The 21,053-nt window shown below is 60.5% G+C and carries 21 protein-coding genes; 10 read left to right on the plus strand and 11 right to left on the minus strand.

All coding sequences use genetic code 11. From position 1 onward, the window contains the following. The 4 genes from DYL61_RS22725 to DYL61_RS22740 are packed head-to-tail and all read right to left on the minus strand — an operon-like array spanning position 1 to position 4,575. On the minus strand, positions 1-1,194 hold the full coding sequence (locus DYL61_RS22725; protein ID WP_135310193.1) for a CaiB/BaiF CoA transferase family protein: 1,194 nt from the start codon (positions 1,192-1,194) through the stop codon (positions 1-3). A 9-nt stretch (positions 1,195-1,203) separates the two neighbouring features. Further along, the gene (locus DYL61_RS22730; protein ID WP_135310194.1) at positions 1,204-2,553 is read right to left on the minus strand and encodes an MmgE/PrpD family protein; all 1,350 of its coding nucleotides are present in this window, start codon (positions 2,551-2,553) and stop codon (positions 1,204-1,206) included. A gap of 10 nt (positions 2,554-2,563) precedes the next feature. Next, on the minus strand, positions 2,564-3,727 hold the full coding sequence (locus DYL61_RS22735; protein ID WP_135310195.1) for an acyl-CoA dehydrogenase family protein: 1,164 nt from the start codon (positions 3,725-3,727) through the stop codon (positions 2,564-2,566). Between the two features lie 29 nt (positions 3,728-3,756). Then, on the minus strand, positions 3,757-4,575 hold the full coding sequence (locus DYL61_RS22740; protein ID WP_135310196.1) for an HTD2 family dehydratase: 819 nt from the start codon (positions 4,573-4,575) through the stop codon (positions 3,757-3,759). A 263-nt stretch (positions 4,576-4,838) separates the two neighbouring features. Between DYL61_RS22740 and DYL61_RS22745 the strand changes: the two genes are divergently transcribed. Continuing rightward, the gene (locus tag DYL61_RS22745) at positions 4,839-5,729 is read left to right on the plus strand and encodes a LysR family transcriptional regulator (RefSeq protein WP_135310197.1); all 891 of its coding nucleotides are present in this window, start codon (positions 4,839-4,841) and stop codon (positions 5,727-5,729) included. Between the two features lie 9 nt (positions 5,730-5,738). Here DYL61_RS22745 and DYL61_RS22750 read toward each other — a convergent pair whose 3' ends face one another. Next, positions 5,739-6,344: a MiaE family protein gene (locus DYL61_RS22750; protein WP_135310198.1), complete on the minus strand. Its 606-nt coding sequence runs from the start codon at positions 6,342-6,344 to the stop codon at positions 5,739-5,741. A gap of 152 nt (positions 6,345-6,496) precedes the next feature. On the opposite strand from DYL61_RS22750, the gene DYL61_RS22755 reads away from it, so the two are divergent. Beyond that, the gene (locus DYL61_RS22755) at positions 6,497-7,360 is read left to right on the plus strand and encodes a universal stress protein (protein WP_135310199.1); all 864 of its coding nucleotides are present in this window, start codon (positions 6,497-6,499) and stop codon (positions 7,358-7,360) included. Between the two features lie 121 nt (positions 7,361-7,481). Here the strand turns inward: DYL61_RS22755 and DYL61_RS22760 are convergent, their stop codons facing one another. Beyond that, on the minus strand, positions 7,482-7,952 hold the full coding sequence (locus tag DYL61_RS22760) for a DUF1289 domain-containing protein (RefSeq protein ID WP_135310200.1): 471 nt from the start codon (positions 7,950-7,952) through the stop codon (positions 7,482-7,484). Positions 7,953-8,349: 397 nt separating this feature from the next. Here DYL61_RS22760 and acnB point away from each other — a divergent pair, with 397 nt between their 5' ends. Next, positions 8,350-10,959, plus strand: a complete 2,610-nt coding sequence (gene acnB, locus DYL61_RS22765; RefSeq protein WP_135310220.1) for a bifunctional aconitate hydratase 2/2-methylisocitrate dehydratase — start codon at positions 8,350-8,352, stop codon at positions 10,957-10,959. 407 nt (positions 10,960-11,366) lie between these two features. On the opposite strand, the gene DYL61_RS22770 is transcribed toward acnB, so the two are convergent. Beyond that, positions 11,367-12,644, minus strand: a complete 1,278-nt coding sequence (locus DYL61_RS22770) for a serine/threonine transporter (RefSeq protein ID WP_135310201.1) — start codon at positions 12,642-12,644, stop codon at positions 11,367-11,369. A gap of 372 nt (positions 12,645-13,016) precedes the next feature. Here DYL61_RS22770 and DYL61_RS22775 point away from each other — a divergent pair, with 372 nt between their 5' ends. Continuing rightward, positions 13,017-13,550, plus strand: a complete 534-nt coding sequence (locus DYL61_RS22775) for a cysteine hydrolase family protein (protein WP_135310202.1) — start codon at positions 13,017-13,019, stop codon at positions 13,548-13,550. On the opposite strand, the gene DYL61_RS22780 is transcribed toward DYL61_RS22775, so the two are convergent. Both DYL61_RS22780 and DYL61_RS22785 read right to left on the minus strand, forming a co-directional pair. Beyond that, positions 13,547-13,879: a hypothetical protein gene (locus DYL61_RS22780; protein ID WP_135310203.1), complete on the minus strand. Its 333-nt coding sequence runs from the start codon at positions 13,877-13,879 to the stop codon at positions 13,547-13,549. The two genes, DYL61_RS22775 and DYL61_RS22780, sit on opposite strands and share 4 nt — an antisense overlap. After that, complete coding sequence (locus tag DYL61_RS22785; protein ID WP_135310204.1) at positions 13,876-14,211, minus strand: hypothetical protein; 336 nt, start codon at positions 14,209-14,211, stop codon at positions 13,876-13,878. The genes DYL61_RS22780 and DYL61_RS22785 overlap by 4 nt, the downstream gene beginning before the upstream one ends. A gap of 181 nt (positions 14,212-14,392) precedes the next feature. Between DYL61_RS22785 and DYL61_RS22790 the strand changes: the two genes are divergently transcribed. The 3 genes from DYL61_RS22790 to DYL61_RS22800 all read left to right on the plus strand — a co-directional run bounded on the left by DYL61_RS22790 (position 14,393) and on the right by DYL61_RS22800 (position 17,320). Beyond that, a complete protein-coding gene (locus DYL61_RS22790; RefSeq protein ID WP_135310205.1) occupies positions 14,393-15,346 on the plus strand; it encodes a 2-hydroxyacid dehydrogenase in 954 nt (317 codons plus the stop codon). 129 nt (positions 15,347-15,475) lie between these two features. After that, on the plus strand, positions 15,476-16,543 hold the full coding sequence (locus DYL61_RS22795) for a phosphotransferase family protein (RefSeq protein WP_135310206.1): 1,068 nt from the start codon (positions 15,476-15,478) through the stop codon (positions 16,541-16,543). A gap of 9 nt (positions 16,544-16,552) precedes the next feature. Further along, complete coding sequence (locus DYL61_RS22800; RefSeq protein WP_135310207.1) at positions 16,553-17,320, plus strand: SDR family oxidoreductase; 768 nt, start codon at positions 16,553-16,555, stop codon at positions 17,318-17,320. Here DYL61_RS22800 and DYL61_RS22805 read toward each other — a convergent pair whose 3' ends face one another. Continuing rightward, a complete protein-coding gene (locus DYL61_RS22805) occupies positions 17,321-17,764 on the minus strand; it encodes a carboxymuconolactone decarboxylase family protein (protein ID WP_135310208.1) in 444 nt (147 codons plus the stop codon). A 146-nt stretch (positions 17,765-17,910) separates the two neighbouring features. Between DYL61_RS22805 and pdxR the strand changes: the two genes are divergently transcribed. From pdxR to DYL61_RS22820, 3 genes are all read left to right on the plus strand, one after another. After that, a complete protein-coding gene (pdxR, locus tag DYL61_RS22810) occupies positions 17,911-19,344 on the plus strand; it encodes a MocR-like pyridoxine biosynthesis transcription factor PdxR (protein WP_135310209.1) in 1,434 nt (477 codons plus the stop codon). A gap of 85 nt (positions 19,345-19,429) precedes the next feature. Beyond that, positions 19,430-19,711: a putative quinol monooxygenase gene (locus DYL61_RS22815; RefSeq protein WP_135310210.1), complete on the plus strand. Its 282-nt coding sequence runs from the start codon at positions 19,430-19,432 to the stop codon at positions 19,709-19,711. Between the two features lie 96 nt (positions 19,712-19,807). Continuing rightward, positions 19,808-20,209 carry a cupin domain-containing protein gene (locus DYL61_RS22820; protein WP_135310211.1) on the plus strand — a complete coding sequence of 134 codons (402 nt, stop codon included), beginning with the start codon at positions 19,808-19,810 and terminating at the stop codon, positions 20,207-20,209. 135 nt (positions 20,210-20,344) lie between these two features. Here DYL61_RS22820 and DYL61_RS22825 read toward each other — a convergent pair whose 3' ends face one another. Continuing rightward, positions 20,345-20,974, minus strand: coding sequence for a DNA-3-methyladenine glycosylase I (locus DYL61_RS22825; RefSeq protein WP_135310212.1), 630 nt, complete (start codon positions 20,972-20,974; stop codon positions 20,345-20,347). Positions 20,975-21,053: the final 79 nt, after the last annotated feature.

Below are 21,053 nucleotides of genomic sequence, written 5' to 3' on the forward strand. Positions count from 1 at the left end.
TTAGATAACGCCGCGCGCACGCAGGCTGTCGATGGCAGCACCGGCGTAACCGAGCTGGTCAAGGATGGTTTGGCTGTGTTGACCCAATGCGGGAACAGCGTCCATACGCGGGGTAAACGCACCATTGCGTCCAGGCGGCAGCAGCGAGGGCAACGGCCCCGCCGGGCTGTCGACTTCGCGCCAACTGTCGCGGGCCTTGAGTTGTGGGTGGTCCCACACACCTTGCATATCATTGACCCGGGCACTTGCAATTTGCGCCACTTCCAGACGCTGGATCACCGCCTCGGCGTCCAGTTGCGCAAAGCTGTCGACGATGATCTGGCGCAGCACCTCACGGTTGGCCGAACGTTTGAAGTTGGCGGAGAAACGTTCATCGGTAGCCAACTCGGGCGTAAGCAGCACCTTGTCGCAAAAAGCCGCCCATTCGCGTTCGTTCTGCAAGCCGAGCATCACCGTGCCGCCATCGCCGGTGGGAAACGGCCCATACGGGTAAATCGTCGAATGCGCCGCTCCGGCCCGTGGTGGCTGCGGGGCGCCGTCGAAGGCGTAGTACATCGGGTAGCCCATCCACTCCACCAGGCTTTCCAGCATGCTCACATCGATGCGACTGCCCTTGCCGGTCTTGCCCCGCAGCAGCAACGCCGAGAGGATGCCGCTGTAGGCGTACATACCGGCGGAGATGTCAGCGATGGAGCAACCGGCCTTGGCCATCTGATCTTCGCCAGCGCCGCCGGTCACGGACAAAAAGCCGCCTTCGCTCTGGATCAGCAGGTCGTAGGCTTTCTTTTTCTCGTAAGGGCCACCCTCGCCGTAACCCGAGATATCACAGACGATCAGACGCGGGAAACGCGCATGCAGGGCCTCGAACGACAAGCCCATGCGCGCCGCCGCGCCGGGTGCCAGGTTCTGCACCAACACATCGGCGTCGGCGAGCAAGGTTTCCAGGATGTCACCTGCCTCGTCCTGCTTGAGGTCCAGCGTCAGGCTCTCCTTGGAGCGGTTGGTCCACACGAAATGCGAGGCCAGGCCGCGCACGCGCTCGTCGTAACCACGGGCGAAATCCCCAGCGCCAGGACGCTCGACCTTGATCACACGGGCGCCGAGGTCGGCCAATTGACGTGTGCAAAACGGTGCGGCAATCGCATGTTCCAGGCTGATAACAGTGATGCCGTCCAACGGTCTCGGATTAGTCATGAGGGTTCCTCAAAGCCAGTGGGCCATGGACGCGGCGTTGCGCACATTCCAGGTCTTGTCGATCAATAGGTTGGCCTGGGCCGGTGTGCGGGCGCCGCTGAATTGGGTCAGGCGTTGGAACTTATCGGCCAACTCCGCACGGCTCAGGGTGTTGCCCGGATCGCCCTTGGGTTCGTCAATGGCGCCGTGCAGCGTGCGGCCATCGGTGGTGGTGACGGTGACCCGGCCCAGCCAGCGTTGGGGATAGGCGCTGTCGACCTCGGGATCGAGGGTCATGCTGACCTTGTCGCGGAACGTGGAGACCGCAGGATCGGTCAGTGCCTGTTGGTGAAACTCCGTGAGCCCGGCCTTGCCATGCACGGCGATCAAACCGAGTACGGTGCCCATGGAGAATTTCGCCTGATGCACGCTGGTCGGCACGTTGACGCGGCCCAGCACATCGATGGCGCCTTGATGCACATGGGTGTCGACGCGAACGATCTGCTCGGCCTGCAAGCCTTCGCGCTGCATCAGATCCAGCAAAGCATCGGCGGCAGGATGGGTGTGGCGGCACGAGGCGTGGAACTTGAACGAGGTTTCCAACAGCGCCCAGCGACTGCCGAGGTCGGCGGACAGTTTGCCGGGATCGGCATCCGTCGACATGCCCGCCGCCAAGCCTTGATCACCTTCGAGGATATTGCGCGCGCCGGTCAGGCCGTCGGCGGTCAAGTAAGCCGCCAGCAAGCCATCCGCCGCCGCCTTGGCAGTGTGCAGTTGCTTGGAGTCGGCGGCATCACGCAAAAACTCCCACAGCCCGGCGGCCTGAGTACCGGCGCTGCCCAGCAGGTTGATGAATTGTTCTTCGTTGAAGTCCAGCAACTTGCCCACGGCCACCGCTGCCGCCAACGTACCGACCGTGGCCGTGGTGTGAAAAATGCGGTAGTGGGAACGTCCCATGAACTCGCCGATACGAATCCCCGCCTCATAACCGGCCACCGAGGCCAGCAGCAAGTCGCGGCCGGATTTGCCCAGGTCTTGGGCAGCGGCCAACGCAGCCGGAAACACCACCGTGGCCGGGTGCAATACGGAGCTGTTGTGCAGGTCATCCTGCTCCACCAGGTGGGACGACGCGCCGTTGACCAGCGCGGCGAAATACGCACTGCTGCTGCCACCGTTGACAATCACCTGGGCCGGGCCGCTGCTCGGGCCCATTTTTTGCGCGTAGCGTTCAAACAACGGAATCGGGTGTGCACCCTGGCTCGCCAGCGCCGACGCCAGCCAATCCAGATACAGGTCTTCGGTGCGTGCCAGCACGTTTTCCGGCAATTGCGCGTAATTCAGCTCGGCCAGGAACCGACACAAGGCTTGGGTATGGCTCATGGTCAGGCCCTCAGAAGCTGCGCGGCAGTTCGAGCAAGTGCTCGGCCACGTAGGACAGGATCAGGTTGGTGGAGATCGGCGCTACCTGGTACAGGCGCGTCTCACGGAATTTGCGCTCTACGTCGTACTCGCAGGCAAAGCCGAAGCCGCCATGGGTTTGCAGACACGCATTGGCCGCTTCCCACGAGGCCTTGGCCGCCAGGTACTTGGCCATGTTGGCGCTGGCACCGGCATTCAAGCCGCTGTCGTATTCCTCGCAGGCGCGCCAGCGCATCAGGTCGGCCGCTTCGATTTCGATATGCGCCTCGGCAATCGGGAATTGCACGCCCTGGTTCTGCCCGATGGGCCGCCCAAACACCACGCGGTCGCGGGCGTAAGCGCTGGCCTTCTCGATAAACCAGCGGCCATCACCGATGCATTCGGCAGCGATCAGGGTGCGCTCGGCGTTGAGGCCGTCAAGAATGTATTTGAAGCCCTTGCCCTCCTCGCCGATCAGGCTGTCGAGGGGCAACTCCAGGTTGTCGAAGAACAGTTCGTTGGTCTCGTGGTTGACCATATTGGCGATGGGCTGCACGGTGAGCCCGTTGCCGATGGCCTCGCGCAGGTCCACCAGGAAGATCGACATGCCTTCGGACTTTTTCTTCACCTCGGCCAGGGGTGTAGTGCGCGCCAGCAGGATCATCAAGTCGGAATGCTGGATACGCGAGATCCACACTTTCTGGCCGTTGATCACGTACTTGTCGCCGCACTTGATCGCGGTGGTCTTGATCTTGGTGGTGTCGGTGCCGGTGGTGGGCTCGGTGACGCCCATCGATTGCAGGCGCAATTCGCCGCTGGCGAGCTTGGGCAGGTAGAAGCTTTTTTGTGCTTCGCTGCCGTGCCGCAGCAAGGTGAACATGTTGTACATCTGGCCGTGCACGGTGCCGGAGTTGCCGCCGCAGCGGTTGACTTCCTCCAGGATCACCGAGGCTTCAGCCAGGCCGAGGCCAGAGCCGCCGTATTGTTCGGGGATCATCGCCGACAGCCAGCCGGCGTCGGTCAGGGCCTTGACGAAGGCTTCGGGGAAGCCCTTTTCTTCATCGATCTTGCGCCAGTAGGCGGCATCGAATTCGGCGCACAGCGCGCGTACGCCTTCGCGGATGGCGTTGAGTTCTTCGTTGTCATTGGGGTTCATTGCACGGCTCTCCGCCTGTTGTTCTTGGGTTATTCGAAGTGGATGTCGGCTGTTTGCGCCACGCCGTCTGCGTTACCCGCCCACAGTTCAGCGACACCGCTTTCTGTGATGCGCCCGCCGACTTCAAAGGCCTGCGGGGCGATCAAGGGGCGTACGCCTCGGTAGGCAAACCGGCGCACGCGCTTATCCGGATGTGCGCGGCAAAACGCGCGCAAGTTCAAGGTGGCAATCAGCGGCCCATGCACCACCAACCCCGAATAACCTTCGGTGCCGGTGACGTAGGGGTAGTCGTAGTGGATGCGATGGCCGTTGAAGGTCACGGCGCTGTAGCGAAACAGCAGGGTTGGCGTGGGGTCGACCGCCTCGGACCATTCGCCATGGGGCAGCGCATCACCACTGCCCTGCTTGGGCGGCGTGGGCTCGCGGTAGACGATGTCCTGTTCTTCGCGAATCGCCAGGCGGCCCTCCTGGGAATAGTCGTGACGTACGGTGACGAACAGCAACGAGCCGGTGCGGCCAGACTTTTCTTCGACCTGAGTGATGGTCGATACACGGGTGGCCGCTTGCCCGGCGCGCAATGGGTGCAGGAATTCAATACGCCCACCGGCCCACATGCGATTGCGATTGTCTGCCGGCGGCAGGAAGCCGCCGCGGGCCGGGTGGCCGTCACTGCCCAGCGCCGTTTCCGGCAGCGGGTCCTGGAAGAAACACCACTGCCACAGCGGTGGGACGTCCGCACCGTCTTCAGGCACCGCTTCACCGAAGGTGGCAGCAATGCGCTTGAGCAGGTTATGGCTCAGGTGGTCGTGGGCGGTTTCACTTCGGCCGATCCAATCAGTGGCGCTCATCGGGTGCAGGTCCTCGGGCAGTGAGAGTCTGCCCCGGATCATGCAAGCGCCTGCCCGTTCCGGGAATTTGCATTTCAATGAACCCGCGTTCGGTTATGCTGAACGCCATTTTGAGTACAAACGATATTCTCTGTGGGAGCTGGCTTGCCTGCGATGGCGGTGGGTCAGCCAATGAATTTACCGACTGACACGCCCTTATCGGGGGCAAGTCGAATCGTCGCACCGCCCCTCCCACAAGAACCGTGCCCACTCTGGAGCTCTGCATGCACTTCGATCTCGCCGACCTGCGCCTGTTTATCCATATCGCCGAATCCCCCAGCCTGACCCAGGGCGCCAAGCGTGCATTCCTCTCGCCGGCGGCCGCCAGTGCGCGGATCAAGGCGCTGGAAGGCCAGCTCGACACGCGCCTGCTGTATCGCGACAGCCGTGGCGTGGAGATCACTCCCGCGGGCGAGCGCCTGTTGCACCATGCGCGGCTGATCATGCGCCAGGTGGATTACCTCAAGAGCGAGTTCACCCAATACGGCGTGGATTCCGCCGGGCATATCCGCATTTTCGCCAACACCACGGCGGTTACCGAGTTCCTGCCCGAAGTGCTGGCGGGCTTTCTGTCCCAGCGCCCCGGCGTGACCGTTGACCTGCAAGAGCGCCTGTCCCGGGATATCGTGCGGGGCGTGCTGGATGGCACCAGCGACATGGGCATCATCGCCGGTCCCGTAGAGGCGTCAGGGTTGCAGGTGCTGCATTTCAGTACCGACGAACTGGTGCTGATGGTGCCGGTAGGACATCCGCTGGCGGACCAACCCTCGGTGACGCTGGAACAGACCCTCGCCTACCAGCACATCGGCCTGCATGAAGGCAGCACGCTCTTGAGCTTCCTGCGTGAGCACGTGGAGCGCATCGGCAAGCAGTTGTCGCTGCGTATCCAGGTGTCGAGTTTCGAGGCGATCTGCCGGATGGTCGAGGCTGGCGTGGGCATCGGCATCATTCCCGAGTCTGCCGCCACGCGGCACAGCCGCACCATGCAGTTGGTGGCGGTGAAACTGGATGAGCCTTGGGCGATCCGCGAGCGCAGCATACTGGTGCGAGAGTTGGAGGCGCTGCCGGGGACGATTCGGGCGCTGATTGCGACCTTGATGCCCGACAGCGCCTGAGCGCATCCGCTAAGCCGCTGGCACGCCACTGTGAAACCGGAACTCGACGTCGGGTGACTCGATCAGTTCCTGCTCGGCCGCCCTCACCCGCTCGATCACCTGGGCGACGTCTTTGGCGTCACCGTACTGATAGGCCAGCTTGAGGTAACCCTGGAAATGCCGGGCTTCGCTTTTCAGCAGGCCGAAGTAGAACTTGCCGAGTTCTTCGTCCAAATGCGGCACCAGTGCTTCGAAACGCTCGCAACTGCGCGCTTCGATAAATGCGCCGACCACCAGCGTATCCACCAGTTTTACCGGCTCGTGGGTGCGCACCACCTTGCGCAAACCCGAGGCGTAACGTCCGGCATTCAGTTGACGCAGCTCGACCTTGCGCTTTTTCATCAGGCGCATGACTTGTTCGTGGTGCACCAGTTCTTCGCGGGCCAGGCGCGACATCATGTTGATCAGGTCAACATGGCTGTAGTACTTGGCGATCAGGCTCAAAGCGGTACTGGCGGCTTTGAATTCGCAGTTCTTGTGGTCGATCAGCAGGGTTTCCTGATCGGCCAGCGCGGCCTGGACCCAGGCGTCGGGGGTGCGGCAACCGAGGAATTCGTGGATTTCTGGCAGGTTCATCGGGCTCACGGGCAAAAGGATCACAAAAGGCCGGCGATTATACCGACCCCGCCGCAGACCACCAGCCACCGGCCTTGATGTGTATCAACATGCCCTCTCGCGGGCAGCAACTATAGTAGTTGCATGCCCGTTATTGACTGGAGATCCCGACCATGCAAGCCATCCGCAGCATCCTGGTGGTCATCGAGCCCGAGCACTCGGAAAGCCTGGCCCTCAAGCGCGCCAAGCTGATCGCCGGGGTCACCGGCGCGCACCTGCATTTACTGGTGTGTGACAAGAAGCATGAGCATTCGGCGTTACTGGCCCTGCTCAAGGCGGGCTTGCAGGAGGATGGCTATAGCGTCACCACCGAGCAAGCCTGGAATGACAGCCTGCATGAAACCATCATCGATGTGCAGCAGGCCGAAGGCTGTGGCCTGGTGATCAAGCAGCACTTCCCCGACAGCCCACTGAAAAAAGCCCTGCTGACCCCGGCGGACTGGAAGTTGCTGCGTTACTGCCCGACGGCGGTGTTGCTGGTCAAGACGTCTGCACCGTGGGCCGGTCGGGTGATTCTGGCGGCCATCGACGTGGGTAACAGCGACGGTGAACACCGTTCGTTGCATAACTCGATCATCGACCATGGCTTCGACATCGCCAGCCTGGCCAAGGCGCAATTGCATGTGATCAGCGCCCATCCGTCGCCGATGCTGTCGGCGGCAGACCCGACCTTTCAGCTCAAGGAAACCATCGAGGCGCGGTATCGCGAGCAGTGCCGGGCGTTCCAGGCCGAATTCGACGTGGACGACAAGCACCTGCACATCATGGAAGGCCCGGCGGATGTGTTGATTCCGCACACGGCCAAACAGTTGGATGCGGCGGTGACCATTATCGGGACAGTGGCGCGAACGGGGATTTCCGGGGCGTTGATAGGTAATACCGCTGAGGTGATCCTGGATGCGGTGGAAAGTGATGTGCTGGTGCTTAAGCCTCAGGAGCTGATGGATCACCTGGAAGAGCTGGCGAGCAAAACCTGAACATTATGGAGATCACAATGTGGGAGGGGGCTTGCCCCCGATAGGGGAGTGTCAGCTACCAACTGTACAGCTGACACACCGCCATCGGGGGCAAGCCCCCTCCCACATTGGAATGGTATTGTCAGTCAGAAAACACGTCTTTCAGAAACCCCGGTGCGATGTAGCGCTGGTAATGCGCCTCCGACAGGATAAAAAACTCCCGATCGATTGCATCGCGCAGATCCGGCAGCGCCCACTCACGAAACTCCGGCAATAACACCATGCCATACGCCTCCAGGTTGGAAATCACCCGCGCGCCCCGTGCGATCAACTGGTACGCCCAGCAGTACTCAGACTGATGGGGCACAAAGCGAATCTTGCGTTGCTCCAACTGGCTACGCAGCAGCTTGGGGTCGAAAACCTCGACTTTACCGGCCATCACCTGCACCAACAGCTGTTCCAGCCTTAGCCACACCGCGCGTTTTTCTTCTTCGTTATAGCCATTCCACTGAATCACTTCGTGGTGAAAACGCTTGCAGCCACGGCACACGAGATCGCCGTAGACCGTGGAACACAGGCCTACGCAGGGGGTCTTGATGGTTTGGTTGGACATGGGCAAAGACACGCAAATCAGCGAAACAATGCGCCATGTTAGCCCTTTGTCTAACCTGGATCACCCTGCAAACTTGGTTAGGCAACTTACCTTTAGAAATTTTTTGCCGTAGAATCATCCGGCCTTGTAAGGCGCCAATAATCCGCTGGAAGCTGTTTTCAAAGCGTCACGAGCACAGTCGTTCCTTCAGAACGGTGTTGGCGATGGTCCATGACTCGGTAGGTCAGAGCCCTCGCCAACCCTCATCAGCCCCGTTCTGCAGGCGTAAAACTTTGAAAGCAGCTTCTGTGAGGAATGCCGGCAGCGCTGGCTTTGCGGCCCAAAAAGCCCCCGAGCGCATGCGTGCCGTTCATTTCTGGATGAGCGTCCCGTGGGACCACTGATGAGGGTAATAACTGTGCTTGAAGCCTACCGCAAACATATCGAAGAGCGTGCAGCCCTGGGTATTGTTCCCCAGCCGCTTAACGCCGAACAAACCGCAGGCCTGGTCGAGCTGCTGAAAAATCCTCCGGCTGGCGAAGAAGAATTCCTCGTTGACCTGATCACCAACCGCATTCCACCTGGTGTTGACGAAGCTGCCTACGTCAAGGCCGGTTTCCTGTCTGCCCTGGCCAAGGGCGAAGCCACTTCCCCCCTGATCGACAAGAAACGCGCTGTTGAACTGCTCGGCACCATGCAAGGCGGCTACAACATCGTGACCCTGGTCGAACTGCTGGACGACGCCGAGCTAGCTCCGGTTGCCGCTGCTCAGCTCAAGCACACCCTGCTGATGTTCGATGCGTTCCACGACGTGGCTGAAAAAGCCAAGAACGGCAACGAACACGCCAAAGCCGTGATCCAGTCCTGGGCCGACGGCGAGTGGTTCAAGAACCGCCCGACCCTGGCCGACAAGATCAGCCTGCGCGTCTTCAAGGTCACCGGCGAAACCAACACCGACGACCTGTCCCCTGCCCCGGACGCCTGGTCCCGCCCTGACATCCCGCTGCACGCCCTGGCCATGCTGAAAATGGCTCGCGAAGGCATCGTGCCGGACGAGCAAGGCAAGACCGGCCCGATGAAGCAGATCGAAGAAATGCGCGGCCAAGGCTTCCCGATCGCCTACGTCGGTGACGTGGTCGGTACCGGTTCGTCGCGTAAGTCGGCGACCAACTCCGTACTGTGGTTCTTCGGCGACGACGTACCTTACGTGCCGAACAAGCGCGCCGGCGGCTTCTGCTTCGGCAGCAAGATCGCTCCAATCTTCTACAACACCATGGAAGATGCGGGCGCACTGCCAATCGAGTTCGACGTTACCAACATGAACATGGGCGACGTGATCGACCTGTACCCGCATGCTGGCAAAGTCTGCAAACACGGCACCGACGAAGTCCTGACCACCTTCGAAATGAAGACCCCGGTCCTGTTGGACGAAGTCCGCGCCGGCGGCCGTATCCCGCTGATCATCGGTCGCGGTCTGACCGAGAAAGCGCGTGCCGAACTGGGCCTGGGCCCTACCGACCTGTTCAAACTGCCGGAAGCACCTGTCGACACTGGCAAGGGTTACACCCTGGCACAGAAAATGGTCGGCAAGGCGTGCGGCCTGCCGGAAGGCAAAGGCGTTCGTCCAGGCACCTACTGCGAGCCTAAGATGACCACCGTGGGTTCCCAGGACACCACCGGCCCAATGACCCGTGATGAACTGAAAGACCTGGCGTGCCTGGGCTTCTCGACTGACCTGGTGATGCAGTCCTTCTGCCACACCGCGGCTTACCCTAAGCCGATCGACGTGACCACCCACCACACCCTGCCTGACTTCATCATGACCCGTGGCGGTGTATCGCTGCGTCCAGGCGACGGCATCATCCACAGCTGGCTGAACCGCATGCTGCTGCCGGACACCGTGGGCACCGGTGGTGACTCCCATACCCGCTTCCCGATGGGCATCTCGTTCCCGGCCGGTTCTGGCCTGGTGGCGTTCGCCGCAGCCACTGGCGTCATGCCACTGGACATGCCGGAATCGATCCTGGTGCGCTTCAAAGGCAAGATGAAACCTGGCATCACCCTGCGTGACCTGGTTCATGCCATTCCTTACTACGCGATCCAGTCGGGTCTGCTGACTGTCGAGAAGAAAGGCAAGAAGAACGCCTTCTCCGGCCGCATCCTGGAAATCGAAGGCCTGAACGACCTGACGTTGGAACAAGCTTTCGAGCTGTCCGACGCCTCGGCTGAACGTTCGGCTGCCGGTTGCACCATCAAGCTGTCGAAAGAGTCCGTCACCGAGTACCTGAACTCCAACATCACCCTGCTGCGCTGGATGATCGGTGAAGGCTACGGCGATGCACGTACCCTGGAACGTCGCGCCCAAGCGATGGAAGCCTGGGTCAAGAACCCTGAGCTGATGGAAGCCGATGCCGACGCCGAATACGCCGAAGTCATCGAGATCGACCTGTCGGAAATCAACGAGCCTATCCTCTGCGCACCGAACGATCCGGACGATGCCCGTCTGCTGTCGAGCGTTGCCGGCGAGAAGATCGACGAAGTGTTCATCGGTTCGTGCATGACCAACATTGGTCACTTCCGCGCTGCCGGTAAACTGCTGGAACAGGTCAAGGGTCAGCTGCCAACCCGTCTGTGGCTGTCGCCGCCGACCAAGATGGACGCTCATCAACTGACCGAAGAAGGCTACTACGGCATCTACGGCAAGGCTGGCGCGCGCATGGAAATGCCGGGCTGCTCGCTGTGCATGGGTAACCAGGCACGTGTAGAGCCGAACTCGACCGTTGTGTCGACTTCGACCCGTAACTTCCCGAACCGTCTGGGTGACGGCGCCAACGTCTACCTGGCCTCGGCCGAGTTGGCGGCAGTCGCCTCCACCCTGGGTCGCTTGCCGACTGTCGAAGAGTACATGGGTTACGCAGCGAAACTGGACACCATGGCCAGTGACGTCTACCGCTACCTGAACTTCGACCAGATCGCCGAGTTCCGCAAGATCGCAGCAAGCGCCAACATCCCGGTGGTTCAAGCCTAAGGGTGTGTTGATGTAAAAGACGCCGCGTATTCCACGATACGCGGCGTTTTTTTGTGCCTGGAATACAGTATTTGCAGCCCTACAAAACAAATGTGGGAGGGGGCTTGCCCCCGATAGCAGCGTGTCAGCCAATAAATCTGGCACTGATACACCGCCATCGGGGGTAAGCCCTAATGCCAGTCAGTTAAGGCAAAGACTGTACCTGTGGCGAGGGAGCTTGCTCCCGCTGGGCCGCGAAGCGGCCCCAGCTCTTTGTTTTAAAAGACTGGGCCTGCTGCGCAGTCCAGCGGGAGCAAGCTCCCTCGCCACAGGTTACTTTTTATCCTTCCGATCTCTTAACTGACTGGCATTGGGGCAAGCCCCCTCCCACATTTAGAGCTGCACAGCCTGAAAGACTGCGCCCTGACTCAAGGAATCAGCGAATACACCACCGCCGTAATTGCTACCAGGCCGACCGCCGTCACGAACACATTGGACGCCTGCCCACGGTACTTGGCCATGGCCGGCACCTTGCGAATCGCGTACATCGGCATCAGGAACAGGATCGACGCAATCACCGGGCCGCCCAGGGCTTCGATCATGCCGAGGATGCTAGGGTTCAGCGTGGCAACGATCCAGCACACCACCAACATGAACGCAGCGGTAAGGCGATCCAGGGTCTTCGGTGCCGGGCGGCGACCGGTCTTGACCACCAGGCCTTTGAGGCCTTCGCTGGCGCCGATGTAGTGGCCCAGGAACGACTTGGCAATCGCCACGAATGCAATCAACGGCGCGGCAAAGGCGATGGTCGGGTTGTCGAAGTGGTTGGCCAGGTACGACAGGATCGACAGGTTTTGCGCCTTCGCTTCGGCCAGTTGTGCCGGCGACAGGGTCAACACGCAACTGAACACGAAGAATAGCACCATCACCACCATCAGCAGGTGCGCGCGGGACAGGATCTGCGAGCTGCGCTCATCAGCGTGCGCGCCGTACTGGCGCTTCTGGTCAACGGCAAAGGCCGAGATAATCGGCGAATGGTTGAACGAGAACACCATCACCGGAATGGCCAGCCACAGGGTGCTGAGCAACGCAGACGGTGCAGGCACCTCACTGGCGGTGCTGAGGATGCCGCCGGTCCAATGCGGGATCAGGTACACGGCCAGGAACAGCAAGGCGACGATAAACGGGTACACCATCAGGCTCATGGCCTTGACGATCACCTGCTCACCGCAACGCACCACCGCCAGAAGGCCGAGAATCAGCACAAACGCCAGGATCGCCCGTGGCGGCGGCAGGATGTGCAGCTGGTGTTCCATAAAGCTGCTGACGGTGTTGGTCAGGGCCACGCTGTAGATCAGCAGGATCGGGAAGATCGCGAAGAAGTACAGCAAGGTGATCAGCGCACCGGCCTTGATGCCGAAGTGTTCTTCGACCACATCGGTGATATCGGAACCTTCACGACCGGAAAGCACAAAGCGGGTCAGGCCACGGTGCGCGAAGAACGTCATCGGGAAGGCCAGCAGTGCCAGGATCAGCAGCGGCCAGAAGCCCCCCAGGCCTGCGTTGATCGGCAGGAACAAAGTACCGGCGCCGATAGCGGTGCCAAACAGGCCAAGCATCCAGGTGGTGTCCTGGCGGCTCCAGCTTGTGAGAGTTGCAGGTGTCGTTGCATAGCGCTCATCGACGCTATTGGCCTGATCATTCATCCGGTGGGATCTCCGCATTTACACGGCCAGGACGAGTCAGAAATACCTGACAGGCAGCGCCCCAGCCATAGAAGGGGCGCGATTGTCCGGGATTCTTGTGCATAAGCAAAGACTTAGCTGAGGAACGGTGATTGTCTTACCGAAATATCGGAAACATTGGTTGACAGTTTGGCGGCGCTTTTTGCACTATCCAGGCATGAATAGTGCCCAGCGAAACCTCACCCGTACCACCACCACGACCGCTTCCGGCGGGCCGTGCGGTGGCTGTGGGTGCCTGAGCTAAACACCTGACAGATTCACCCCAAGGCCCCGCCAGCAATGGACGGGGCCTTTTTATTGCGCCGCCATCTGGTCACCACAAGGAGTAACACCATGGCTGATGCCCTGCTGATCATCGATATGCAAACTGGCCTGTACGATGGCCCGGAAAAGCCCTACGAGCGGGAGCGCGTGTTGGGAACCATCAATCAGTTGATCCTGCGCGCCCGCACTGCCAACGCCCCCATTTTCGTCGCCCGTCACACGGGGCCGGCGGGCTCGCCGATTGCAGCGGGAAGTCCGCTCTGGCAGGTATGGCACGAATTGGATATCGATGAGTCCCGCGACCACCTGTTCAACAAGACCCGCCCCAGTTGCTTCCTGGGCACCGATCTCGAACAACAACTGAAAGCCGCACAGGTGAATGAACTGGTGATCGTTGGGATGAAAACCCAGTTCTGCATCGACACCACTTGCCGTGTGGCGGTGGAACTGGGGTTTTCGGTGGTGCTGCCGGAGGATGGGCATACTTGTATGGATACCCCCGCTCTGCCGGCCAAAGCGGTCATCGAGCACCACAACGCCACGTTGGCGGGGGCGTTTGTGAAGAAAGTGAAAGCAGCAGACGTCTGGAACTTAGGCAACTAAACGGCTGAAGTCCCCTGACTGGAATTGCGCAATTCGCCTTTAATAGCGTTCTGCGCAATATCCAACTTTTCAATTAGCTCTGCGGTCTCGTGAGCGGTCAAGACGACAACCGGGCGGTCCCAATCGTAGTTCTTGATGACATTTATCCGGAAGTCTCCGGCTGGATCGAACTCTGGGTACCAGCCTACGTCCAGTAGAAAGCCCCCCGCGAATTCGACCTGGAGCATATCTTCTTTCAGCAGGTCGGTTTGCTTGGCCACTGCCATATCCTGAAGAAGCGACAGATCGTCATGGGTGACCGTGCCACCGGTAAAGGTGAGTGGGATCAATTTGTTAATCTCCTGAATTCCTGTTCAGAAATGGGATGACCATGGATAGCGCCACCGCTGAGTTCGACCCGAACCCAGCGACTGAGCTTGCCCTGGCAGGCGCCGATGCAATGCGGATGTGCCATCACTTTCCAAGGCTTTCCGTTCGTCGTCGGTATTCCGTTTTTATAGGCCTCTCTCTCGAGCATTTCAATAGCAATGCCTGGCCGGTACTTGGCCGGGCCGACGAGCGTGCTGGCGATAACCGTTCGCCAGGGGACAAGCGTTGAGGGGCAGTGTTTATATCCATATGGGGTCCATTCAATTTCTTCGGGTGTGGCAGGAACAAGCATCCATGTCGTCTCTGCAGGAGGGAGAGACGCCAAAGTCTGGCCCAACAAATTGGCTGTGGACGAACGGGCTATGAATTCAGAATGAACTTACGCAAGAAGAAAATTTTCTCCCTCAACAAAACGCGCCGTCTTACAAATCCCGCATACTGATTGCCTCTAACCCACAAGGAAGAGCCTTCCGATGTCCACCACTGTCCTGGTCCTGGTTGAAACCATCAACGAATACCTGCAAATCATCGAGAGCAATGACTTTCATGTGATTCTGGCGCCGACACCGGCCGAGCGCGCCCAGGCCATCAAGACTCACGGCGGGCAGATCAAGGCCGTGCTCACCCGTGGTCCGCTGGGGTTATATGCAGAAGAAATCGCCGCGCTGCCGTTGCTGGAGATCATCTGCGTGATCGGCGCAGGCTATGAACATGTGGATCTGCAAGCCGCCAGCAACCGGGGGATCGTGGTCACCAACGGGGCCGGGGTGAATGCCCCGTCGGTGGCGGACCACGCCATGGCGTTGTTACTGTCTTTGGCGCGCGGGATTCCTCAGACCGACGCAGCGGTGCGCCGTAGCGAATGGCCCAAGGTCATGCGCCCTTCCCTCGGCGGCAAGCAACTGGGCATCCTCGGCCTGGGTGCCGTGGGCCTGGAGATCGCCAGGCGCGCCTCCCTGGGTTTTGGCATGGAGGTGAGCTATCACAACCGTCAGCCGCGCGACGATGTGGATTACACCTACTGCGCCACGGCGGTGGAACTGGCGCGCACTTCGGACTTCCTGATCCTCGCCACGCCCGGCGGTGCCAGCACCCGTCACTTGATTGATCGCCATGCGCTGGATGCGCTGGGGCCGAACGGCTTCCTGGTGAATATTGGTCGCGGCAGTGTGGTGGTCACCGCCGACTTGGTGGCTGCCCTCGAGCAACGCCGCATCGGTGGCGCGGCACTGGATGTGTTCGACGACGAACCCAACGTCCCGGACGCACTCAAGAAACTCAGCAATACCGTACTCACCTCCCACGTCGCCGGCCTGTCGCCGGAAGCCGCCCACGACACCGTGCAACGCGTCGCCGACAACCTGGTGGAATACTTTGCCGGTCGCCCGGTCCTCACGCCGGTTGCGTTACCCCCGCCCGAAAAATGACCGATCAGGCACGCTGATCATCATCCAACACGCTAACCTATTAAGCCGCCCCGACCTTGTCGCTGGGCGGTTATGCGCATTAGATTAGGAAATAGTCCAAGGCCTCTAGAATAAGCAGAAGGGATAAGCATGGCGCTGAACGACCAATCGACCCAGATTCGCCCCGGCGAAGAACTTGATGCCCGCCTGATCGATCCCTACCTCAAGGCCCATATCCCCGGCCTGACTGGCACGCCGGCCATCAGCCAATTCCCCGGCGGTGCGTCGAACCTGACCTACTTGCTGGAATACCCCGGGCAGGAATTTGTCCTGCGCCGTCCGCCGTTCGGCCACAAGGCCAAGTCCGCCCATGACATGGGCCGCGAATTTCGCATTCTCAATCAGTTGAAAGATGGCTTCCCGTATTGCCCCAAGGCTTATGTGCACTGCACCGATGAGTCGGTGATCGGCGCCGAGTTCTATGTGATGGAGCGGGTCAACGGCATTATCCTGCGCTCCGACCTGCCCGCCGAACTGGGCCTGGATTCAAATAAAACCGAGGCACTGTGCAAAAGCTTCATCGACAAGTTCGTCGAACTGCATCAAGTGGATTACACCGCCTGCGGCCTGGCCGACCTGGGCAAGCCTGAAGGCTATGTAGAACGCCAGATTCGAGGCTGGAGTGACCGCTACGAAAAAGCCCTGACCCCCGATGCCCCCCGCTGGGAAGCGGTGCGCGCCTGGCTCAACGACAAGATGCCCGCCGACCACCCTACCTCGAGCATCGTGCACAACGACTACCGCTTCGATAACGTGATTCTCGACCCACATAACCCGATGCAGATCATCGGCGTGCTGGACTGGGAACTCACCACCCTCGGCGACCCGTTGATGGACCTGGGCAACACCCTCGCCTACTGGATCGAAGCGGCCGACCCTGCGCCAGTGCAACTGATGCGCCGCCAGCCCAGCAACGCCCCCGGCATGCTCACCCGCCGCCAGTTCGTCGATTACTACGCCGAACGCTCGGGCATCCGCATCGACAACTTCGACTTCTACTACACCTACGGCCTGTTCCGCCTGGCCGGCATCGTGCAGCAAATCTACTACCGCTTCTTCCACGGCCAGACCCAGGACAAACGCTTTGCACAGTTCATCCACATGAACGCGCTGCTGGAGCAGATGAGCCTGAATGTCATCAGCAAATCCTCCCTTTAAGGAACCGCTATGTCCAAGACCAACCTGTTCGACCTCGACGGCAAGATTGCGTTTGTGTCCGGCGCCAGCCGTGGCATCGGTGAGGCCATCGCCAAGTTGCTGGCCCAGCAAGGCGCCCATGTCATCGTGTCCAGCCGCAAGCTCGATGGCTGCCAGCACGTTGCCGACGCGATCATCGCCGCCGGTGGCAAGGCCACGGCCATCGCCTGCCATATCGGTGAAATGGAGCAGATCACCCAAGTGTTTGCCGGGATTCGTGAACAGTTCGGCCGCCTGGATATCCTGGTCAACAACGCCGCCACCAACCCGCAGTTCTGCAACGTACTGGACACCGACCTCGGTGCCTTCCAGAAGACCGTAGACGTGAACATTCGCGGCTACTTCTTCATGTCGGTCGAAGCCGGCAAGCTGATGCGCGAGAACGGCGGCGGCAGCATCATCAACGTGGCGTCGATCAACGGGATTTCCCCCGGTGTGTTCCAGGGCATCTACTCGGTGACCAAGGCCGCGGTGATCAACATGACCAAGGTGTTCGCCAAGGAATGCGCTGCCTTCGGTATTCGTTGCAACGCCTTGCTGCCGGGCTTGACCGACACCAAGTTCGCCTCGGCGCTGGTGAAAAATGATTCGATCCTGAAAATGGCCCTGGCCCAGATTCCGCTCAAGCGTGTAGCGGACCCGAGCGAGATGGCCGGAGCGGTGTTGTTCCTGGCCAGTGATGCGTCGAGTTACACCACTGGCGTGTCGCTGAATGTGGACGGTGGTTTCCTCTCCTGATCACAGGTTCGGCGGTTGTTGACGAAAACTCACCGCCAGGCGGTTCCAGCCACTGATGCTGGATACCGCCATGGTCAGGTCCACCAATTCCTGCTCGCTGAACTCGGCGCGTACGGTCGCAAACAGTTCATCCGAAACACTTGAGGTTGGCAGCATCGCCACCGACTCGCTCCACGCCAACGCAGCCCTCTCTCGCGTCGTGAAAAAAGGCGAGTCGCGCCATACGCACAACGCAAACAGGCGCCGCTCGGATTCTCCGGCCTGGCGCGCAGCCATTGAGTGCATATCCGTACAAAACCCGCAGTGGTTGAGTTGCGACACGCGAATCTTGATCAGTTCCAGCAACGGCTTTTCGATAGACAGCCCGAAGGTATTGGCTTCCAGCATCAGCATGCCCTTGAGTGCTTGCGGCGAGGCAGTGTAGTAATCCAGGCGGGGTTCCATGGGACGTTTCTCTAGAAATGACACCCCAGACTAGAACCCAAGAGGCCTGAGCCCTATAGCCAATCTGTCGGTTTATGCACAGACCATTTTGAGCCTGTAACGCGAGCGCGTAACCTTGGCGCAGATCGAATGCTTCGGGATGAAACATGGAACTGCACGTGGTGATCAACGGCCGCAAAGACCTGGCTGAACAGCTATACCAGCAGTTGCACGAAGCCATCGGCTCCGGGCGCCTGGCCGCCGGAGCGCAACTGCCGCCCAGCCGCTTGCTCGCCGAGCAATTGGGTGTGTCACGCAAGACCGTGTCCGACACCTACGCCACCCTGACCTACGAAGGGCTGTTGGTGGGAAAGACCGGCCGGGGCACCTTCGTCAATGCCCGCGCACTGCAGCCCGCACGCCAGCATACCGCCACCGGCCTGGCCTGCGCCGCCAGCCTGGCGCAATGGGAGGCGCTGCCCTCCCCCATGCGTCATCCCACACGCGACAGTACCCTGCGTTACGAATTTATCGGCGGCGCAACCAGCCGCAATCAATTCCCCGCCGATGAGTGGCGCCGCTGCACCCAGGACGCGTTGCGGCGCATCGCCCAGAACAGCGGTTTCTACAGCCAACCCGAAGGGTTGCCGGCACTGCGCAGTGCCATTGCCGGGCATATCGCCTTTTCGCGCGGGGTCAACTGCCGCGACAGCGACATCGTGGTTACCAATGGCGCGCAGCAGGCGCTGGACCTGATCGCCCGCGTAGTGTTGGAACCGGGGTGCATCGTCGCCATGGAAGATCCCGGCTACAGCCCCGCTCGCCAGTTGTTCATGGCAATGGGCGCTAATGTGGCCAGCGTGCCGGTGGACGAGCAAGGTATCCAGGTCGAACGAATTCCCGACGGCACACGGCTGATCTACGTCACGCCCTCGCACCAGTTCCCCCTGGGCATGCCCATGAGCCTGCCGCGCCGCGAAGCCCTGCTGGCCCGGGCTTTTCAGCTCGGCGCGATCATCATCGAAGACGATTACGACAGCGAATTCCGCTACGAGGGCCGTCCTACCGACTCCCTGCAAAGCATGGACACCCGAGGCGTGGTGACCTATGTCGGCACCTTCTCGAAAACCTTGCTGCCCGAGCTGCGCCTGGGCTACGTGGTGCTGCCGCCGGCAATTTACGGCGCGGTGCTCAAGGCCAAACAATTAACTGACCAGCACAGCTCTACCTTGCCGCAATGGGCGCTGGCCAAGTTCATCAGCGAGGGTTACCTGCTCAAGCACATCCGCCGCTGCCACACGGTGTACGCCGGGCGCCGCGAGCGCATCCTGCAACGCCTGGCGGGGGACTTGTCGCCGTGGTTCGAAGCGGTGCCCACTGTGGCAGGCTTTCATATGGCGGCGTTGTGCAAGGTGCCTGTGAATATACCGTTGCTGATCGAACTGGCAGGTCGGGTCGAGGTGGGTTTATACCCGCTGTCGGTGTTCTTTCATGACGCTCCCGTACGGCCCGGCCTGATTGTTGGATTTGGCGCCATCGAGACGTTGGACATCGACCCGGCGCTGGACAAGGTACGCGACATTCTCCAGCAGATTGGCTAGCGGATTTTTCGTTGGATTGGTCGTTGGACCTGTCATCAAGAGGCTCTAGCCTATGCGCTGACATCCGACTCAGGAGACCAACGTTATGCCAGCCCGTGCCTTCAATACTGTCATTGTCCGCGCCGCCGCCGGACGCTCTGCAGAACTCGGCGAGCGCCTGCAGCAAATCGCCCAATGCGTGCGCAGCACACCGGGTTGCCTGAGCTATGCCGTGCAACGCGATGCCCTGGACACCGATGTGTGGACGGTCAGCGGTCAATGGGTCGGGGCCGAGCAACTCAACGAACACTTCACGTTGCCGGCCCTGCAAGGCTTTATCGAGTTGACCAGCCAGCACTTGGCACGTGGGCTGGACTTCGACCACTGAGGCATTGGTCTCCTGGTGTTCACCGGGATTGGATATTGGTCAGCCCAGCACTGCGGCGTAGGGTGAAGGGGTCTTGAACTACTCGGAAATCTCGCCATGAAACGTCTGATCGCTGCCTCCCTGATGCTCGCCTCCCTCAGTGCATTTGCCCACGAGCCTGTCTACAACCAGGAGTCGATCAAGGTGCTGCAAGAACATGCGCTGACCAATGTGCCGGGCAAGAAAACCATTATGCTGACTGTCGATTACGCCCCGGGGCAAGCCACTGTGCCCCATAGCCACACCGGTACTGCGGTGGCTTATGTGCTGGAGGGTTCGATTACGTCGCGGGTGAATGATGAAAAAGCCAAGACCTACAAGGTCGGCGAGTCGTTCTACGAACCGGCGGGGTCCCGGCACTTTGAATCGAGCAATGCCAGCCAGACCCAGCCGGCCAAATTGCTGGTGGTGATGGTGTTGGATGACAAGGCCGAGGTGCTGACGCCTTTGCCACAGTAACCCGCCACACCGCAGAGCAAATGTGGGAGGGGGCTTGCCCCCGATAGCAGTGTGTCAGCCAATGCATTTGTTACTGACCCACCGCTATCGGGGGCAAGCCCCCTCCCACAGTTTGAACGGCGTTTTGCCGGGGATTCAGGGGCGTTTGAACTGGCGCCGCAGCGCTTCAATCTGCGATCGGCACACGCAGCCCTCCAGGTGATCGTTGACCATCCCCATCGCCTGCATCAGCGCATACATCGTGGTCGGCCCCACATACGTCCAGCCGCGTTTCTTCAAGGCCTTCGATAACCGCACCGAGGCTGGCGACGTTGGATTACCCGTCCAATACGCCATATCCACCACGCCTGGGCGCTCGTCTTCTGCCGGCTCGAACGCCCACAACCAACGCGCCAGCGAACCGGTCTCGTCGACCAACTCGCACGCCCGGCGCGCATTGTTGATGGTCGACACGATCTTCGCCCGATTGCGCACAATGCCCACGTCCTGCATCAACCGCGCGATATCCGCCTCGCCGTATTGCGCCACCCGGCGAAAATCAAACCCCTCGAACGCCGCACGAAACTGCTCGCGCTTGCGCAGGATGGTGATCCACGCCATGCCCGCCTGGAAGCCTTCCAGGCAGATCTTCTCGTACAACTGGATGTCAGCCGCTACCGGCACGCCCCATTCATGGTCGTGGTAACGGGGGTATTCCGGCGCGGCGGTGCGCCAGGTGCAATAGGTGAGCCCGGTTGCGTCAGTGGTCAGCCCTGATTTGTCCATCCATCACCTCAAATGCCGAGCACAGGATGATAAGCGAAAAAAATTCCAGCCCGCCAACCGCTCAAGCATCGCCCTTACC

The sequence above is a fragment of the Pseudomonas nabeulensis genome, from assembly GCF_004682045.1.
Lineage (GTDB): Bacteria > Pseudomonadota > Gammaproteobacteria > Pseudomonadales > Pseudomonadaceae > Aquipseudomonas > Aquipseudomonas nabeulensis.

What these genes read in the sequence shown, in the direction of transcription:
- DYL61_RS22815 (WP_135310210.1), top strand. Translation starts at nt 19,430, where the DNA reads ATGCCAGCCCGTGCCTTCAATACTGTCATTGTCCGCGCCGCCGCCGGA.
- DYL61_RS22800 (WP_135310207.1), top strand. Translation starts at nt 16,553, where the DNA reads ATGTCCAAGACCAACCTGTTCGACCTCGACGGCAAGATTGCGTTTGTG.
- DYL61_RS22790 (WP_135310205.1), top strand. Translation starts at nt 14,393, where the DNA reads ATGTCCACCACTGTCCTGGTCCTGGTTGAAACCATCAACGAATACCTG.
- DYL61_RS22820 (WP_135310211.1), top strand. Translation starts at nt 19,808, where the DNA reads ATGAAACGTCTGATCGCTGCCTCCCTGATGCTCGCCTCCCTCAGTGCA.
- DYL61_RS22795 (WP_135310206.1), top strand. Translation starts at nt 15,476, where the DNA reads ATGGCGCTGAACGACCAATCGACCCAGATTCGCCCCGGCGAAGAACTT.
- DYL61_RS22760 (WP_135310200.1), bottom strand. Translation starts at nt 7,952, where the DNA reads ATGTCCAACCAAACCATCAAGACCCCCTGCGTAGGCCTGTGTTCCACG.
- DYL61_RS22785 (WP_135310204.1), bottom strand. Translation starts at nt 14,211, where the DNA reads ATGCTTGTTCCTGCCACACCCGAAGAAATTGAATGGACCCCATATGGA.
- DYL61_RS22735 (WP_135310195.1), bottom strand. Translation starts at nt 3,727, where the DNA reads ATGAACCCCAATGACAACGAAGAACTCAACGCCATCCGCGAAGGCGTA.
- DYL61_RS22770 (WP_135310201.1), bottom strand. Translation starts at nt 12,644, where the DNA reads ATGAATGATCAGGCCAATAGCGTCGATGAGCGCTATGCAACGACACCT.
- DYL61_RS22755 (WP_135310199.1), top strand. Translation starts at nt 6,497, where the DNA reads ATGCAAGCCATCCGCAGCATCCTGGTGGTCATCGAGCCCGAGCACTCG.
- DYL61_RS22775 (WP_135310202.1), top strand. Translation starts at nt 13,017, where the DNA reads ATGGCTGATGCCCTGCTGATCATCGATATGCAAACTGGCCTGTACGAT.
- DYL61_RS22745 (WP_135310197.1), top strand. Translation starts at nt 4,839, where the DNA reads ATGCACTTCGATCTCGCCGACCTGCGCCTGTTTATCCATATCGCCGAA.
- DYL61_RS22805 (WP_135310208.1), bottom strand. Translation starts at nt 17,764, where the DNA reads ATGGAACCCCGCCTGGATTACTACACTGCCTCGCCGCAAGCACTCAAG.
- DYL61_RS22740 (WP_135310196.1), bottom strand. Translation starts at nt 4,575, where the DNA reads ATGAGCGCCACTGATTGGATCGGCCGAAGTGAAACCGCCCACGACCAC.
- DYL61_RS22750 (WP_135310198.1), bottom strand. Translation starts at nt 6,344, where the DNA reads ATGAACCTGCCAGAAATCCACGAATTCCTCGGTTGCCGCACCCCCGAC.
- DYL61_RS22825 (WP_135310212.1), bottom strand. Translation starts at nt 20,974, where the DNA reads ATGGACAAATCAGGGCTGACCACTGACGCAACCGGGCTCACCTATTGC.
- pdxR (WP_135310209.1), top strand. Translation starts at nt 17,911, where the DNA reads ATGGAACTGCACGTGGTGATCAACGGCCGCAAAGACCTGGCTGAACAG.
- DYL61_RS22725 (WP_135310193.1), bottom strand. Translation starts at nt 1,194, where the DNA reads ATGACTAATCCGAGACCGTTGGACGGCATCACTGTTATCAGCCTGGAA.
- DYL61_RS22730 (WP_135310194.1), bottom strand. Translation starts at nt 2,553, where the DNA reads ATGAGCCATACCCAAGCCTTGTGTCGGTTCCTGGCCGAGCTGAATTAC.